Annotated in this window: 17 protein-coding genes; 8 read left to right on the plus strand and 9 right to left on the minus strand. The window is 56.4% G+C overall.

The annotated features are described in order from the left end of the window. Positions 1–44 precede the first annotated feature (44 nt). The 4 genes from ABJI08_RS19215 to ABJI08_RS19230 all read left to right on the plus strand — a co-directional run bounded on the left by ABJI08_RS19215 (position 45) and on the right by ABJI08_RS19230 (position 3,608). The gene (locus ABJI08_RS19215) at positions 45–977 is read left to right on the plus strand and encodes a bifunctional riboflavin kinase/FAD synthetase (protein ID WP_348403469.1); all 933 of its coding nucleotides are present in this window, start codon (positions 45–47) and stop codon (positions 975–977) included. Beyond that, positions 974–1,462, plus strand: coding sequence for a YcgN family cysteine cluster protein (locus tag ABJI08_RS19220; protein WP_348403470.1), 489 nt, complete (start codon positions 974–976; stop codon positions 1,460–1,462). Before ABJI08_RS19215 ends, ABJI08_RS19220 begins: the two co-directional genes overlap by 4 nt. Continuing rightward, positions 1,462–2,508 (plus strand): beta-eliminating lyase-related protein, encoded by a 1,047-nt coding sequence (locus tag ABJI08_RS19225; RefSeq protein WP_348403471.1) that lies wholly within the window; start codon positions 1,462–1,464, stop codon positions 2,506–2,508. Before ABJI08_RS19220 ends, ABJI08_RS19225 begins: the two co-directional genes overlap by 1 nt. A gap of 122 nt (positions 2,509–2,630) precedes the next feature. Further along, positions 2,631–3,608, plus strand: a complete 978-nt coding sequence (locus ABJI08_RS19230; RefSeq protein WP_348403472.1) for a quinone oxidoreductase — start codon at positions 2,631–2,633, stop codon at positions 3,606–3,608. Between the two features lie 29 nt (positions 3,609–3,637). Here the strand turns inward: ABJI08_RS19230 and ABJI08_RS19235 are convergent, their stop codons facing one another. After that, a complete protein-coding gene (locus ABJI08_RS19235) occupies positions 3,638–4,444 on the minus strand; it encodes an alpha/beta hydrolase (RefSeq protein ID WP_348403473.1) in 807 nt (268 codons plus the stop codon). Next, complete coding sequence (locus ABJI08_RS19240; protein WP_348403474.1) at positions 4,444–5,043, minus strand: 2-hydroxychromene-2-carboxylate isomerase; 600 nt, start codon at positions 5,041–5,043, stop codon at positions 4,444–4,446. Before ABJI08_RS19240 ends, ABJI08_RS19235 begins: the two co-directional genes overlap by 1 nt. 106 nt (positions 5,044–5,149) lie before the next feature. Here ABJI08_RS19240 and ABJI08_RS19245 point away from each other — a divergent pair, with 106 nt between their 5' ends. Beyond that, positions 5,150–6,166 carry a ribose-phosphate pyrophosphokinase gene (locus tag ABJI08_RS19245; protein ID WP_348403475.1) on the plus strand — a complete coding sequence of 339 codons (1,017 nt, stop codon included), beginning with the start codon at positions 5,150–5,152 and terminating at the stop codon, positions 6,164–6,166. Between the two features lie 70 nt (positions 6,167–6,236). On the opposite strand, the gene ABJI08_RS19250 is transcribed toward ABJI08_RS19245, so the two are convergent. The 7 genes from ABJI08_RS19250 to ABJI08_RS19280 form a co-directional block, all read right to left on the minus strand. Then, positions 6,237–6,593, minus strand: coding sequence for an H-type lectin domain-containing protein (locus ABJI08_RS19250; protein ID WP_348403476.1), 357 nt, complete (start codon positions 6,591–6,593; stop codon positions 6,237–6,239). A 98-nt stretch (positions 6,594–6,691) separates the two neighbouring features. Then, the gene (locus tag ABJI08_RS19255) at positions 6,692–7,087 is read right to left on the minus strand and encodes a F0F1 ATP synthase subunit epsilon (RefSeq protein ID WP_348403477.1); all 396 of its coding nucleotides are present in this window, start codon (positions 7,085–7,087) and stop codon (positions 6,692–6,694) included. A gap of 11 nt (positions 7,088–7,098) precedes the next feature. Further along, positions 7,099–8,523, minus strand: a complete 1,425-nt coding sequence (atpD, locus tag ABJI08_RS19260; RefSeq protein WP_348403478.1) for a F0F1 ATP synthase subunit beta — start codon at positions 8,521–8,523, stop codon at positions 7,099–7,101. A 16-nt stretch (positions 8,524–8,539) separates the two neighbouring features. Then, on the minus strand, positions 8,540–9,415 hold the full coding sequence (locus tag ABJI08_RS19265) for a F0F1 ATP synthase subunit gamma (RefSeq protein ID WP_348403479.1): 876 nt from the start codon (positions 9,413–9,415) through the stop codon (positions 8,540–8,542). A gap of 12 nt (positions 9,416–9,427) precedes the next feature. Beyond that, complete coding sequence (gene atpA, locus ABJI08_RS19270; RefSeq protein ID WP_348403480.1) at positions 9,428–10,966, minus strand: F0F1 ATP synthase subunit alpha; 1,539 nt, start codon at positions 10,964–10,966, stop codon at positions 9,428–9,430. After that, the gene (locus ABJI08_RS19275; RefSeq protein ID WP_348403481.1) at positions 10,966–11,526 is read right to left on the minus strand and encodes a F0F1 ATP synthase subunit delta; all 561 of its coding nucleotides are present in this window, start codon (positions 11,524–11,526) and stop codon (positions 10,966–10,968) included. The genes atpA and ABJI08_RS19275 overlap by 1 nt, the downstream gene beginning before the upstream one ends. A 406-nt stretch (positions 11,527–11,932) precedes the next feature. Continuing rightward, a complete protein-coding gene (locus ABJI08_RS19280) occupies positions 11,933–12,673 on the minus strand; it encodes a class I SAM-dependent methyltransferase (RefSeq protein WP_348403482.1) in 741 nt (246 codons plus the stop codon). Between the two features lie 61 nt (positions 12,674–12,734). Here ABJI08_RS19280 and gloB point away from each other — a divergent pair, with 61 nt between their 5' ends. From gloB to ABJI08_RS19295, 3 genes are all read left to right on the plus strand, one after another. Further along, the gene (gloB, locus tag ABJI08_RS19285; protein WP_348403483.1) at positions 12,735–13,502 is read left to right on the plus strand and encodes a hydroxyacylglutathione hydrolase; all 768 of its coding nucleotides are present in this window, start codon (positions 12,735–12,737) and stop codon (positions 13,500–13,502) included. 297 nt (positions 13,503–13,799) lie between these two features. Continuing rightward, positions 13,800–16,124 (plus strand): ATP-dependent Clp protease ATP-binding subunit ClpA, encoded by a 2,325-nt coding sequence (clpA, locus tag ABJI08_RS19290; protein WP_348403484.1) that lies wholly within the window; start codon positions 13,800–13,802, stop codon positions 16,122–16,124. Next, a complete protein-coding gene (locus ABJI08_RS19295; RefSeq protein ID WP_348403485.1) occupies positions 16,124–17,086 on the plus strand; it encodes a M23 family metallopeptidase in 963 nt (320 codons plus the stop codon). Before clpA ends, ABJI08_RS19295 begins: the two co-directional genes overlap by 1 nt. The last annotated feature ends 5 nt before the right edge of the window (positions 17,087–17,091 follow it).

A 17,091-nucleotide genomic window follows, 5' to 3' on the forward strand; every position in this document is an offset into this window, starting at 1 on the left:
CTCTGCACTTGCCAGCCCCGGTTCAAACCGCTACGCCTCGGAATATGCGGATCATTCGAGACTTTCAGTATGTAAAAGACCAGGACCGCGGCGCGAGCGCCGCGATTGGTAATTTTGATGGCGTGCATCTGGGGCACCAGTCGGTGATTGATATCGCCCGTGATGCCGCCCCCGATGCGCCGCTTGGCATTGTCACGTTTGAGCCCCATCCCCGCGAATTCTTTGCCCCTGACGCGCCGCCCTTTCGGCTGACAAATGCCGACACACGTGCGCACCGTCTGCAAAAGCTCGGCGTGGACCGGCTCTATGAATTGCCCTTTAACGCCACCTTGTCCGGCCTCTCCCCGCGTGCGTTTGCACAAGATGTTGTGGCCGACGGGCTGGGGCTTAAGCATGTGGTTGTTGGCGCTGATTTCTGTTTTGGTCAGGGCCGCAAAGGCACTGCAACAGATCTGCAGGAGTTTGGCGCAGAAATGGGCTTTGGCGTCACAATCGCCCCGCTGGTTCAGGCTGGCGCATATCAGGTTTCATCGACCTCGATCCGCAACGCGTTAAGCGATGGAAAACCGCGCGATGCGTCGCGTATGCTGGGCCATTGGCACCGCATTGACGGTCCCGTTATTGGCGGCGATCAGCGCGGCCGCGTGCTTGGGTTTCCCACTGCAAACATGTCGCTTGATGGTCTGCATCCGCCCAAATTCGGTGTCTATGCGGTCCTGGTGGATGTGCTTGATGGCCCCCACAAAGGCAATTACCAAGGCGCGGCTTCGGTGGGTGTGCGCCCGATGTTTGGCGTCAACAAAGCCAATATCGAAACCTTCCTGCTCGATTTTTCCGGCGACCTCTACGGCACTCAGATTTCTGTCGCGCTCGTGGATTTCCTGCGACCCGAAGAAAATTATGACAGTCTGGAAATTCTGATCGCGCAGATCGACAAAGACTGCGCCCGGTGTCGTGAGATTCTGTCCGCCTTATGACCCGCCCCACCCTGAAATCCGACCCGATTGAACGCGACGGTCTGGCCTCCCGTTTCTGGGAGCGTAAGCCGCTGAAATCGTTATCCCAAAAGGAATGGGAAGCCTTGTGTGACGGCTGCGGAAAATGTTGCCTGAACAAGCTGGAAGACGCCGACACAGGCGAGGTGGCGCTGACCCGCGTGGCGTGCCGATTGCTGGATGACGAAACCTGCCACTGTACGCAATATGACATTCGCCACCAATTTGTGCCCGAATGCATCGTGCTCAAGCCATCCAATCTGGACACGCACGCCTATTGGATGCCCCAGACCTGTGCCTATCGGCTTTTGTGGGAAAACAAACCGCTTTACGACTGGCACCCGCTGATTTCCGGTGATCCGGACAGCGTGCACCGGGCTGGCGTCTCGGTCTATCAGATGACAGTGTCGGAATTTGAAACACCCGAAGACGAATGGGAAGATCACATCATCGAGGAGCCCGTCTGATGTATTTTGCTTCTGACAATTCCGGCCCGGCCTTGCCACAGGTTATGCAGGCCCTGAGCGATGCCAATCAGGGCTATGCCATGGGCTATGGCGCTGACGCGATCATGGATGAAGTGCGCGTCCGGATCCGAGATATTTTCGAAGCGCCCGAAGCTGCTGTCTTTCTGGTCGCCACCGGCACCGCCGCCAATGCGCTGGCGCTCGCCACACTGGCCCAGCCGTGGGAAACCGTCTTTTGCGCCCCCGTGGCTCATATCCAGGAGGACGAATGCAACGCGCCCGAATTCTATAGCGGCGCCAAGCTGACCCTTGTCGGAGACGGCGACAAGATGACCCCGGCTGCCCTGCTAGGGGCTATTCAGGCCGAAGAAAATCGCGGTGTACACGGTCCTCAGCGCGGACCGGTGTCGATGACCCAAGTCACCGAACGCGGCACAATCCACTCGCTCGACGAAATCGGCGCGTTGTGTGCGATTGCCAAACAGCACGATCTGCCCGTGCATATGGATGGTGCGCGTTTTGCCAATGCGCTGATGGCGATCGGATGCACCCCCGCTGAAATGACATGGAAAAACGGCGTGGATGTTGTCAGCTTTGGTGGCACCAAAAACGGTTGTCTGGGTGTCGAAGCGGTGATTTTCTTTGATCCGAAACACGCTTGGGAATTTGAGCTGCGCCGCAAGCGTGGCGCGCATTTGTTTTCGAAACATCGGTATTTATCTGCACAGATGAATGCCTATCTGCGTGATGACCTCTGGCGCGACACAGCCCAAACAGCCAATACCAAAGCTGCGCGGCTGGTGTCTGGGCTCAGCAACATCGCGTCCGTCAGCTTTGCGCATCCGCCACAGGCCAATATGGTGTTTGCGGCCATGCCACGTGCCATGCACAAGGCGCTGCATGACGCCGGCGCAATCTACCACATCTGGAGCGGTAGCCTTGAAGGCGAAGACCCGGACGCGCCGGTCACGGCCCGGTTTGTGTGTGACTGGTCAATTCCGGATGCGGACATCGACCGGTTTCTGGACATCGCACACACTGCCTAAGCGGTTTCTCTAACGGTTTTAACGGGCTGCAATGTCTTTGGCCGGCGGTCAGGCCATGGCGACCCAAACTTGCATTCTCTGCATTTGACGCCACAGTGGCGAAAGCCCTGAGGAAATCACAAATGCCCCAAGCGATCATCACCCGAACCTTTGGCGGTTCAGCCGTCATGAACCTCGAAGAGGTTGCGATCCCTGCCCCGGCCCCCGGAGAGCTGAGGATTCGTCAAACCGCCATTGGCGTGAATTTCCACGATATCTATGTCCGCTCTGGCCTCTACAAAACCCTGACACTTCCGGGAATACTGGGGTGCGAGGCCGCCGGTGTTGTCGAAGACATCGGCGATGATGCCGACGGGTTCGAAATAGGTGACCGGGTCGCCTATGTCACCGGACCGCCATACGGGGCCTATGCCACACATCGTCTTTTGCCTGCCAAGGCCGCCGTCCCCCTGCCCGATGGTGTCAGCGATGAGCTTGCGGCGTCGTCCCTTCTGCGGGCTTTGACGGTCGAGATGTTGGCAAACCGGGTGCGTCGCCTTGAACCCGGCATGACAATCCTTGTGCATGCGGCGGCAGGCGGCGTGGGGCGTCTGTTATGTCAGTGGGCATCCCACCTTGGGGTCACGGTTCTGGGCACGGTTGGGTCAGAGGAAAAGGCCGTAATTGCCCGCGACAATGGCTGCGCACACCCAATCCTGTACCGCGAAACATCTTTTGAGGATGTAGCGCTGCGCCTGACCAACGGGCGTGGTGTCGACGTAATTTACGACTCGATTGGCGCAGATACGTTTGCCGGGTCTCTCAAGGCGCTCGCAACCTGCGGGCATCTGGTGAATTTCGGACAATCCTCCGGCCCGGTCGCCCCGCTGGCGATGAGCACACTTGCGGAAAAATCCCTGACCGTCACCCGCCCGATCCTGTTTCACTATTTTGGCGATACCACGCAATATCGCGCCATGGCAGAGGCAGTTTTTAAACGGTTTGAAACGGGCGCATTGCGGGTTGATGCCTGGCAATCTCTGCCGCTCGGCCAGGCTGGCGAAGCGCATGACTTGCTGGAAAGCCGTCAGGCCCTTGGCGGGGTGGTCCTTCTACCCTAGGACATACTGCCCCCGGGAATCGCGAAGGTTCAGGATGGGATCGGGGCGCGGTCTAGCTGCCGCAATACATGGCTCGCCAGCTCCCCAGCGTGGGTGATGGCCCCCATATGCCCTGCATCAGGCAACGTCACATGTCGCGCGTCCGGGATTTGTTCGACCAGGCCGCGGCATAGCTTCGCAATGACGTCGGGCGATTGCCCGCCATTCATCACCAGTGTCGGAACCCCAATTTCCCCCAATCGCGCCAATGTGCCCGGCGTATCAAACGCGACATAGTTTTGCGATCCGATGACAAACGGAATGCGCCGCGCAAAACCTTCGCGCGCACGGTCCGGCAATTGCGCCCAGTCCGTACCATCCCCCCAGTCGCTGACAAACATCCGGGCCGCGTTTTCATTTTGACCAGCAACGACATTCGCCCGAATGTCTTCGATCATGGCGTCATGGGCGCCAAACCCGTCGGCGTCTACAATCATCGCCAACGCCATAAACACAGGCTCATACAAGGTCAGGCTGCGCACCAGTTCCGGATGTGCAATCGCCAGATGCAACGCAACTACACCACCAAAACTATGCGCAATGACATCAACTGGTTCATCAAGGTGCGCCAGAATGGCCTCGGTTAACAGGCTCCCGGTACAGGATATGCCGTCATAGTCAGCGCTGCGCCCATGCCCCGGCATGTCCGGAGCATGAAGTGTCAGCTGATCATTCAGGGCTTCCGACAATCCCCGCCACGCGCCGGAATGTGCCATGGTGCAATGCAGCGCCAGGGCCGCACGCGGCCCGGCGCCCATCACACGCCAATGTGTTTCAGGACTGTTGTCCTGAGCCATCAAAGAGTTCCGGCGAGATGTCCATCCAGATAATCGAGCCGATCCTGTCCCCAGAACCGCGCGCCATCATCCGTCACATAAAACGGCGAGCCAAATGCACCAATCGCAACGGCCTCTTCCAGATTTCGACCATAGGTCTCTGCCCCGGCAAGCAACCCGCTATCGGCCAGAGACGGATCAAACCCGGCCCCGGAAAGACACGCCTTGATCACATCATCCTGCGCCAGGTCTTTTTCGTCGGCCCAGCAAGCGCGCAGCATGGACTGACACAACAGCCCCAGATCACCGCCACCCGCCGCCTGTGCTGCGATCACGGCATAAGAAGAAGGCGCCATATTGGTCGGAAAATGCGCGGGTGTCAGGTTGAATTCGACCCCCAGCATTTTAGCCTGCCGCAACAGGTCTTGCGCACGGTATTCCATGCGCGAGGGGTGCCGGTCCTTTGGGGACGTCCCGCCGGTCCGCGCAAACAGAGCCATAATATCCAACGGCTTATAAGTGATGGTCGCATCATGTTTGGACGCGATTTCTTCCAGACGGCTTCCTGCCAAATAGGCATATGGTGAAATCGTCGCAAAATAGTAGTCAATATGTGCCAATTCAGTCTCCCAATCGCTCGGCATCGCTTTGCGAGACCCTAGGCACATGTTAAGCGGTTGGCAACGACACGAATCTGTCATCTGCGGCATCCTGGGGGCCTCGCTCATGCCATCTATTCTCGAACCTAAAATGATCACCGGCAATTCCAACAAGCCACTCGCCAATGCCATTGCCCGGCGCATGTCCATGTACCGCGGCCAACCGGTTAAGCCGGTCGACGCGCGCGTTGAAGTCTTCAACGACGCGGAGATCTTTGTCGAAGTTTACGAAAACGTACGCGGCGAAGACATGTTCATCATCCAGTCAACATCGCGCCCTGCGAATGACAACCTGATGGAATTGTTGATCATGGCCGACGCGCTGCGCCGGTCATCAGCGGCACGTATCACTGCCGTAATTCCCTATTTTGGCTATGCCCGTCAGGATCGCCGCACCAAGGCGCGGACGCCGATCTCGGCCAAGCTGGTCGCCAATATGCTGGTCGAGGCCGGAATTGAACGGGTTCTGACCATGGACCTGCACGCCGCGCAAATTCAGGGCTTTTTCGATATTCCGGTCGACAACCTCTATGCCTCGCCAATCTTTGCGCTCGATATTTTGCACCACTTCAAAGACGAGCTTTCTGACGTAATGATCGTTTCGCCTGATGTTGGCGGTGTGGCACGTGCCCGCGAACTGGCCAAACGCATCAACGCGCCGCTCAGCATTGTGGACAAACGTCGCGAAAAGCCCGGCGAAGTTGCTGAAATGACGGTCATCGGAGAAGTCAAAGGCAAGAAGTGCATCATCGTAGATGACATTTGCGATACTGCCGGCACGTTGTGCAAAGCTGCCGAAGTGCTGCTTGAGCATGGCGCGACCGAGGTGCATTCCTACATTTCACACGGTGTTCTGTCCGGCCCGGCGGTCGAACGTATCACCAATTCGGTTATGAAATCTCTGGTCATCACTGACTCGATTGAACCCACGCAACCGGTCAAAGATGCTGCAAATATCCGGATTGTGCCCACAGCGCCAATGTTTGCGCAGGCAATCATGAATATTTCAACCGGCACCAGCGTTTCGTCCTTGTTTGAAACAGATACGCTGGAGCCGTCCTACGAAGGCATGTTCAAAGTCTGACTAGTACGGAAAAAGTAACATCAGAGCCGTGCAATTGCGCGGCTCTTTTTGTTTGTCTGCAGCTCCCTGATCACTCGGCGTCAATCGCCCAGTCGTCTGCAAAAGCCAGCTCTCCGATCGCCAGCCAAGACATACGCACCCGTGCAACCCGACTGTCACCCCACGTGCGAAAAACCAGATGAAACCCCAGGTTTGTCACCTCTTCGGCCACCACTTCAGAGCGAATATTATGTTCGCAATCCATGTCCCACAGCGACAATCCAACCTGAACGGTCGGTGGTGCCCTGTATTTGCTGGAAAAACGGATCAGTTTGCGGCGCTCACGCGGGCCGTCTCCGGTCCACATCTCGCCGTCTTTCTCGAAATCCGAAAACAACGTCTCGTCGCCGTTGTCTACGCCAATTGTATTATTTCTTAGTCTCTTCATTGCCTTAACAAACTAGAGAACCCTGCGCGTCAGACAAGTAAAAAAGCAAAAAAGCCCCACCAAACGGCAGGGCTTTTCACGCGACCAACCTTTTCAGATCAGTCCATATCATCCATCAGGTGCACAAGGTCAGCCACAAATTTCTCTGCAGCGTCCTTATCTTCAGAAGATGCACCCTCAACTGACTTGCGGGCGCTCGTGAGAACATCCTCAAGATCAGCTTTGGTCACTTCTGTCCCGACATGTGCATGTTCAGCAATCACCGAAATCGACTCGGCCGAGATTTCCGCGAAACCGCGGGTCACAACAAAGTCTTTCTCACCTTCGGACGTCTGAACCCGCACCACGCCTGGGCGCAGCGAAGTCAGCACAGCCGCGTGGCCCGGCATCGCGGTCATGTCGCCATCTGCACCGGGGATTTGCACGGCGGTCACCTCAAGCGAAGCGAGGCTTCGCTCGGGGCTGACCAGGTCAAATTGCATCGTGTTTGCCATTTGTGGCCTCCTTAGGCCGCTTCAGCAGCCATCTTTTCGGCTTTTGCGATCACTTCTTCGATGCCGCCAACCATATAGAAGGCGCCTTCGGGCAGGTGATCATATTCGCCAGCCACAACGGCTTTGAACGACGCGATGGTGTTTTCCAGCGGAACCTGAACACCGTCAGAACCGGTGAACACTTTCGCAACGTCAAACGGCTGAGACAGGAAGCGCTCGATCTTACGCGCACGTGCCACGGCCATTTTGTCGTCTTCGCTCAGTTCGTCCATGCCGAGAATGGCGATGATGTCCTGAAGCGATTTGTAACGCTGCAGAATCTGCTGAACGTCTGACGCAACTTTGTAGTGCTCTTCACCAATCACAAGCGGATCAAGCAGACGCGATGTCGAACCCAGTGGATCCACCGCAGGGTAGATACCTTTTTCCGAAATCGCACGATCCAGAACCGTTGTCGCGTCAAGGTGCGCAAACGATGTGGCCGGTGCAGGGTCAGTAAGGTCATCCGCAGGCACGTACACGGCCTGAACCGATGTAATCGAACCAGATTTGGTCGATGTAATACGTTCCTGCATTGCACCCATGTCAGTTGCGAGTGTTGGCTGATATCCAACCGCCGAAGGAATACGACCCAACAGAGCCGAAACTTCCGAACCAGCTTGTGTAAAGCGGAAGATGTTGTCCACGAAGAACAGAACGTCAGCACCGGTTTCGTCGCGGAACTGTTCCGCCAGGGTCAGACCCGACAGAGCAACACGCATACGCGCACCGGGAGGCTCGTTCATCTGGCCGTAAACCAGAGCAATTTTCGATTTTTCCAGGTCATCAGGAACGATAACGCCGGATTCGATCATTTCGTGGTAAAGGTCGTTACCTTCACGGGTCCGCTCACCAACACCCGCGAACACGGACACACCAGAGTGCACCTTCGCGATGTTGTTGATCAGTTCCATGATGAGAACGGTTTTACCCACACCCGCACCACCGAACAGACCAATTTTACCACCCTTGGTATAGGGTGCCAGCAGGTCGATAACCTTAATGCCGGTGGTCAGAATTTCGGTTGCAGTGGACTGCTCTTCGAATGCCGGTGCGTCACCGTGAATCGCGCGCGATCCTGTGGCTGCAACCGGGCCCTTTTCGTCAACCGGATCACCGGTCACGTTCAGGATGCGACCCAATGTGCCTGGACCAACGGGAACCGCAATGGGTTCACCGGTGTCTTCGACAGACTGGCCACGGACCAGACCTTCGGTCGCGTCCATCGCGATGGTACGAACGGTGTTTTCACCAAGGTGCTGGGCTACTTCCAGAACCAGTTTCTTACCGTTGTTTTCCGTGTTCAGCGCGTTGAGGATTTCCGGCAGGGCGTCCTCGAACTGCACGTCCACAACGGCGCCAATGACCGCGGTCACTTTGCCTTTTGCGTTTGCCATGTTTCGTCTCCGGTTCTTAGAGCGCTTCAGCGCCCGAGATGATTTCAATAAGCTCGTTGGTGATCACTGCCTGACGCGAGCGGTTGTACTGAATGGTCAGTTTGTCGATCATTTCACCAGCATTGCGCGTCGCATTGTCCATTGCGGACATCCGCGATCCCTGCTCGGATGCACCGTTTTCCAACAATGCGGCAAAGATCTGCGTGGCAACGCCGCGCGGCAGCAAGTCGGCCAGAATGGCTTCTTCGCTGGGTTCGTAATCGTACAACGTGCTTGCGCCCGCATCGTCGGCATCGTCAAACGAAGCCGGGATGATCTGCTGGGCAGTCGGGATCTGGGTAACAACGTTGACGAACTTCGAAAAGAAGATCGTGCAAACGTCGAACTCTTCGCCGTCGAAACGGTTCAGAAGATCGCGCGCGATGTCCTGCGCGTCGTCATACCCGACACGTTTCACGTCTGTCAGGTCAACATGCCCGACAAAGTGATCGCCCAGATCGCGTTTGATGCTGTCGCGGCCTTTTTTGCCGACAGTGACGATTTTCACCGTCTTGCCCTGTGCAATCAGTTCCTGTGCCCGCACACGGCCAAGCTTGGCAATGTTCGAGTTGAAACCACCACACAGACCACGTTCAGCTGTCATGATAACCAGCAGATGAACGTCATCTTTACCTGTGCCACTCAGCAGCTTGGGCGCAGAATCCGATCCGCCAACAGAAGCAGCCAACCCACCCAGAACGGCGTTAAACCGTTCTGTGTACGGGCGCGACTGCTCCGCGCTTTCCTGCGCGCGGCGAAGCTTCGCCGCGGCAACCATTTGCATGGCTTTTGTGATCTTCCGAGTGTTCTTTACACTCTCGATCCTGTTTTTGAGGTCCTTAAGATTTGGCATCTGTCAGGCCCCTTACGCGAAATCAGCGGCGTATTCGTCGAGTGCTGCTTTCACTTTATCGGCGGCGTCGCCTTTGATTTTGGGGTCTTCGTCAGTGATCCACTGAAGCAGGTCAGCGTGCTTGCCACGCAGGTGCTGAAGCAGACCTGTTTCAAAACGACCAACGTCAGACACTTCGATCTTGTCGAGGTAGCCGTTCACGCCAGCAAAAATGACACAGACGATCTCCGAGTTGGTCAGCGGCGAATACTGCGCCTGCTTCATAAGCTCGGTCAAACGCGCACCCCGGTTCAGCAACTGCTGAGTGGCGGCGTCAAGGTCAGACCCAAACTGAGCAAACGCAGCCATCTCGCGATACTGAGCCAGCGACAGTTTCACCGGACCAGCAACCGACGACATTGCAGACGTCTGAGCCGAAGAGCCAACCCGCGAAACCGACAGACCGGTGTTCACAGCAGGACGGATGCCTTGGTAGAACAATTCTGTTTCTAGGAAGATCTGACCGTCGGTGATCGAAATCACGTTGGTTGGAATAAACGCGGAAACGTCACCACCCTGGGTTTCAATCACGGGCAACGCAGTCAGCGAACCTGCACCGTAATCTTCGTTCAGCTTGGCCGAACGTTCCAGAAGGCGTGAGTGAAGATAGAAAACGTCGCCAGGATAAGCTTCACGTCCGGGTGGGCGACGCAGAAGCAGCGACATCTGACGATAGGAAACAGCCTGCTTGGACAAATCATCATAGATGATCAGAGCGTGCCGGCCGTTGTCACGGAAGAATTCTGCCATCGCGGTCGCGGCATAAGGTGCCAGGAACTGCATTGGGGCAGGCTCAGAAGCGGTCGCAGCAACAACGATCGAATATTCGATGGCGCCGGACTCTTCCAGTTTCTTAACCAGCTGTGCAACAGTCGAACGCTTTTGACCGATCGCAACGTACACACAGTACAGCTTTTTGCCTTCGTCGTCGCCAGCGGCTTCGTTGTAGGACTGCTGGTTCAGGATCGCATCCAGAGCCACGGCTGTTTTACCAGTCTGACGGTCACCAATGATCAGCTCGCGCTGGCCACGGCCAATCGGGATCATCGCGTCAACCGATTTCAGGCCGGTTGCCATAGGTTCGTGAACCGATTTACGTGGAATAATGCCTGGCGCTTTAACGTCAGCAACACCGCGCTCTGTCGAGTCAATCGGACCTTTGCCGTCAATCGGGTTACCCAGACCGTCAACAACACGACCCAGCAGACCATTGCCAACCGGCACGTCCACGATCGAGTTGGTGCGCTTAACTGTATCACCTTCTTTAATGTCCCGGTCAGACCCGAAAATAACAACACCAACGTTGTCTGTTTCCAGGTTCAGGGCCATGCCCTGAATACCACCGGGGAATTCCACCATTTCACCGGCCTGAACATTGTCCAGACCGTAAACGCGTGCAATCCCGTCACCGACGGAAAGCACACGGCCAACCTCGGCCACTTCGGCTTCTTGGCCAAAGTTTTTGATCTGGTCCTTAAGGATCGCAGAAATTTCGGCTGCTTGGATACCCATTATCCGACCTCTTTCATTGCATTCTGGAGGGAAGAGAGCTTGGAGCGGATCGACGTGTCGATCATCTTCGAGCCCACCTTAACGACAAGACCGCCTACGAGAGTATCGTCGACGGTCGCATTGATTTTAACAGTTTTGCCTACGCGCGCGGCCAGAGTTTTGGCCAGCTTTTCGCTTTGGGTTTTTGTCAGTGCCTTTGCAGTCACGACGTCGGCGGTCACTTCGCCTTTGTCTTCTGCAATCATTGCGCGCAACTGATCGATCAGTTGTGGCAGCACGAACAAACGACGTTTTTGCGCCATCAGGCTCAGCACATTGCTCAGCACGGGAATCAACGACATTTTCTTGGCAACTGCGGCAATGGCCTTGCCTTGCTCTTCGCGGCTGATCAGCGGCGAATTGATAAGGTCGCGCAGGTCTGCGCTGTCGGCCAATGCGGCGCTCAGGTCATCAAGACCGCTTTCCATTTTGGCAAGCGACTTGTTCTCTTGTGCGATCTCAAAGACCGCAGTGGCATAGCGCTCGGCGATGCCGGAGGAGATCGAAGCTGGTTCGGACACGTCCACCCTTCCGCTTTCTGGCCCCGATCGCAGCACATAATTACATGCAGTACTCTGGGGCGTTACGTGGCCCTGTCCGAGACAGAGCAGTCAAATCCGTGGCGGGTGTAACAGAGCCTCGCGCACCTAGCAACATAGTTTGGTATATTCACCAAATGGTCAAAACCCCTTATTTTTAGGCTCTTAGTGCAGGTGCGACCCTTTGCCTATGACGCGGCGTCAAAAAAATGACTCTGAATTCCCCCTTTTTGGCGATTCCCGACCCGGAACCCGCACTTGATCGCGTTCAAAGCGTCGGACGGAATTTTGGCAAAGCGGTCGCAAATCCATTGTCCTGCGAGCGCTTAATTTGTGGCATTGTTAGCGCTATAACATCCGTATTTATGGCGGCTATTTTACCCGGCATTTACACCGGCGCGGTTTCCGGTTTGGGCGCTAACACACTCAACGGTTTTTTCACCACCTCACGCAAACCGGGCCCGGTTGAGGCGTGTACACGTTTGCTGGCCTCGACCATCAATACCCCCCCCGACAAGACCGGCGACACGGTCTTGCCCATGCTTTCCCAGAACGGCCCGGTCTTTCGCCAGAACCGCTTGTGCGACGGAGGCTGAAACAGCGTTGTGCGGTGGCGTTCCGGCATGAACCCGTGCTGACGCAGTTGAGTTTCCAGCTGCCCGGTCGAATAGGGTCGCCCATAGCCAAACGGTGTCTTATCACTTCGCGACCAAAGCCCCGACCGATGTGGCACCACAAACAGCGCCCTGCCCCCCGGCCCTAGGACCCGATGCGCCTCAACCAAAACATCCGACGGACGTTCGCTGGTCTCCAGCCCGTGCATCATCACCAGCCGATCCACATGCCCGGTTTCCAGCGGCCACAATGTTTCTTCGCACAAAGCCGAAACGTTTTTCATACCAGCAGGCCAGGGCATCACACCCTGAGGACCCGGCATCAAACCGATCACTCGGCGCGCGTCCGCCAGAAAGGGTCGCAGCAAAGGCACCGCAAAGCCAAACCCGACAACGGTCTGCCCGGTCGCGTCCGGCCACAATTCCAACATTTCGTCGCGCACAGCCTTTTGCGCCGCGCGCCCCAACGTGCTGCGATAATAAAAATTCCGAAGATCCTGTACATCAAGATGCATTGCGCCCGGTCCCGTGATCGGCAAAGCTGGCTACAACATAGCAATGATAAGGCGAATTTCCATGCCCCATGACATCCTTACGATTCCGTGCCTGTCTGACAACTACGCCTACCTCATTCATGACGCCGAATCCGGTGATACTGCGCTCGTCGATGCCCCCGAAACCGGGCCAATTCTTGAGGCGCTTGCTGGGCAAGGCTGGACACTGTCACATGTGCTTTTGACCCATCACCACTGGGATCACGTCGACGGGTTGGCCGACATCCTCGCCGTGCACCCCGCTCAGGTTGTGGGCGCTGCCGCGGACTCTGCCCGCCTGCCCGCCCTGAACACTGCCGTTTCCGAAGGCGACACAGTGACCGTTGGCGGCGAACAAGCTCAGGTGATTGATGTCTCGGGCCACACCGTTGGGCATATCGCCTTTTACTTCCCTGACACCGGCGCTGTCTTTACTGCCGACAGCCTGATGGCGCTTGGATGTGGTCGCCTTTTTGAGGGTCCGCCCGAAATGATGTGGGACAGTCTGTGCAAACTTGCCGCCTTGCCCTCTGAGACCACCGTTTGTTCGGGCCATGAATACACCACCGCCAACGGTAATTTTGCGGTGACAGTCGATCCGGAAAACCCGGCATTGCAGGCGCGGGTTGCCGCCGTTGCAGCAGCGCGCGCCAAAGGGCTGCCCACCGTTCCCTCAACTCTTGCCGAGGAACTGGCGACAAACCCGTTTCTGCGTGGACATGATCCTGTGGTGCAAAAGACCATTGGTATGCCGGGCGCGGATCCGGGGGCTATTTTTGCGGAAATTCGTCGTCTCAAAGACAATTTCTGATCGCCCTTATCGTCCGATCCGCTATTCTGGTCAAAGCGATCAACACGCAATGTGTGTCGGGCGGACACTCAAAATGAACAACACAGCCACAACTTTTACGGGAACCCCCAAAGGCAGACCATGCCAAAATCCAAGATTCCGCATGTCTCACGGTCAAATCACAAAAAATGTGAGCATAAAAATGCAGAAAGTCCTTGAAGACCGCTGCAGATCGACCAAACTTTAATAGTATGAGGCCAATGATGTGAATGGGGCCTTGGCCCTCCGCATCCCAGAACCAGAAGGAGCACCAGAGCAGTGCCTTCATTCTCAAATACACTAGAGCAAGCCATTCATGCGGCTTTGGCACAGGCAAATCAGCGGCGACATGAATTTGCGACGCTGGAACACCTGTTGTTATCGCTGCTGGACGAACCAGATGCATTGCGGGTGCTTCAGGCCTGCAGCGTTAAGGTCGACGAATTGCGCAGCACGCTGGTCGAGTTCATCGACGATGACCTGTCCAACCTTGTGACTGACATCGAAGGGTCCGAAGCTGTGCCAACTGCGGCGTTCCAGCGGGTGATCCAGCGCGCCGCGATCCATGTACAATCTTCCGGCCGAACCGAAGTGACCGGTGCCAATGTGCTGGTGGCGATCTTTGCTGAACGCGAATCCAACGCGGCCTATTTCCTGCAGGAACAGGACATGACCCGTTATGACGCGGTCAATTACATCGCGCATGGCGTTGCCAAAGATCCGGCATTCGGAGAGTCGCGCCCGGTATCCGGCGCCCCGGAAGAACAGGAAGAGCAATCCAGCGTCCATGTAGAAAGCGAAAAGAAAGAAAGCGCGCTTGCCAAATACTGCGTTGACCTCAACACCAAGGCGTCCGAGGGCGACGTTGATCCGCTGATCGGTCGGGATCAGGAGGTAGAGCGTTGCATTCAGGTGCTGTGCCGCCGTCGTAAAAACAACCCGCTGTTAGTGGGCGATCCCGGCGTTGGCAAAACCGCCATCGCCGAAGGGCTTGCCCGCAAGATCATTCAGGGCGAAACGCCTGAGGTTCTGGCACACACCACGATCTATTCGCTGGATATGGGGGCGCTATTGGCCGGCACCCGCTATCGCGGTGACTTTGAGGAACGGCTCAAGGCGGTTGTGACCGAGCTGGAAAATCACCCGGATGCGGTGTTGTTCATCGATGAAATCCATACTGTGATTGGGGCCGGTGCGACCTCTGGCGGCGCTATGGATGCGTCCAACTTGCTCAAACCCGCACTTCAGGGTGGCAAATTGCGCACCATGGGCTCGACCACTTATAAAGAGTTCCGTCAGCATTTCGAAAAAGACCGCGCGCTGTCACGCCGCTTTCAGAAAATCGACATCAACGAACCCACCGTTGAAGACACCATCAAAATTCTGAAGGGTCTCAAAGAGTATTTCGAAGAGCATCATTCGGTAAAATACACCGCCGATGCGGTGAAGACCGCTGTCGAACTTTCGGCGCGCTATATAAACGACCGAAAACTGCCGGACAAAGCCATCGATGTGATTGACGAAGCCGGCGCAGCGCAACATCTGGTCGCGGCCTCAAAACGGCGCAAAACCATCGGCGTGAAAGAAATCGAGGCCGTTATCGCCAAAATCGCGCGGATCCCGCCCAAAAGCGTGTCCAAGAACGATGCCGAGGTGCTCAAGGATCTCGAGAAATCGCTCAAACGCGTTGTGTTTGGTCAGGACAAAGCGATTGAGGCATTGTCCTCGGCGATCAAGCTGGCGCGTGCCGGGTTGCGGGAACCGGAAAAGCCCATCGGCAACTATCTGTTTGCCGGGCCCACCGGGGTCGGCAAGACCGAGGTCGCAAAACAGCTGGCAGATACGCTGGGTGTGGAACTGCTGCGCTTTGACATGTCCGAATATATGGAGAAGCACGCTGTGTCGCGCCTGATTGGTGCGCCTCCGGGCTATGTCGGTTTTGATCAGGGTGGCCTGCTGACGGATGGTGTTGATCAACATCCTCACTGTGTCTTGCTGCTGGACGAAATGGAAAAGGCACACCCGGATGTGTACAACATTCTGTTGCAGGTGATGGATCACGGCGAACTGACCGACCACAACGGGCGCACAGTTTCGTTCCGCAATGTGGTTTTGATCATGACATCCAACGCCGGAGCTCAGGAACTGGCCAAGGCTGCAATCGGCTTTGCCCGTGATCGGCGCGAAGGCGAAGACACGGCCGCCATCGAACGCACGTTCACACCGGAATTCCGCAACCGTCTGGACGCGGTGATTTCCTTTGCGCCGCTACCCAAAGACGTCATTCTGCAAGTGGTTGAAAAGTTCGTCCTGCAGCTTGAAGCACAACTTCTGGATCGCAACGTGTCCATTGAGCTGACCCGTCAGGCCGCACAATGGTTGGCCGACCGGGGGTATGACGACAAGATGGGCGCACGTCCGCTGGGCCGCACCATTCAGGAATACATCAAAAAACCGCTGGCCGAAGAGTTGTTATTTGGCAAACTTGCCAAAGGCGGGTTGGTCAAGGTCAAAGTCAAAGATGGCGAACTGGTGCTGGACCTTTCTGGCCCGGAAAAGCCGCGCATTTCCGGCGACAAGCCACCATTGCTTACAGCTGACTGATGCGCCTTTCTACGCTTGTATTAACCGGCGCCCTCGCAGCAACAAACGCTGCCGGGGCGCCGTTTTTGTCTCAGCCCGTTGACTGCACGCTCGGAGAGACGTGCTTTATTCAGAACTATGTTGATCACGATCCCGGACCCGGGTTTCGCGATTTCACCTGTGGCCTGCTTGGCTATGACGGTCACAAGGGTACGGATTTCGGCCTGCCCACGATCAAAGACATGCTGTCCGGCGTCGCGGTGTTAGCCGCCGCAGATGGTGTTGTGACGGGCACGCGTGACGGCATGATAGATCGCGCCATTACCCCACAAAACGCCACGCAGACCAAAGGGCGCGAATGCGGCAATGGCGTCGTCATCAACCATGGTCAGGGCTGGGTCACGCAATACTGTCACATGAAACAGGGAAGCATTGCGGTTGCTCAGGGCCAACAGGTCAAGGCGGGTGACACCCTTGGCCTTATTGGGCTCAGCGGTCGTACCGAATTTCCGCACCTGCATATGTCGTTGCGCCACAACGATGTCGTCAGCGACCCGTTTCAGCATGGTGTCAGATCAGATTGCAACGCAACTGGCGAAGATTTGTGGAGCGATCCGGTCGCCTATGTCTCCGGCGGACTGATCGAAGTTGCCTTTGCACCTGCCATTCCAGCATTCACCGACATCAAATCGGGAATGGCTGCCCGCCAAACGATGCCGGTAAACGCTAAGGCTCTGGTGTTGTTTGCGCATGGTTTTGGCAGTCAAAAAGGCGATGTTCTGGACTTTGTTCTGAGTGGTCCACAGGGTGAGATCATGACGCAATCGGTTGTCATCGACAAAAGCCAGGCCCGGTATTTTCGCGCCACGGGAAAACGCACGCCCGGCACGGGCTGGACCGCTGGCCAATATCAGGGAACCGTGACCTTGTCCCGCCAGGGCAAGACGTTGGAAGTCAAAAACACCACCGTCATTCTCAATTAAACCAG

Source organism: Shimia sp. (genome assembly GCF_039969785.1).
In the GTDB taxonomy this organism is placed as follows: domain Bacteria; phylum Pseudomonadota; class Alphaproteobacteria; order Rhodobacterales; family Rhodobacteraceae; genus Shimia.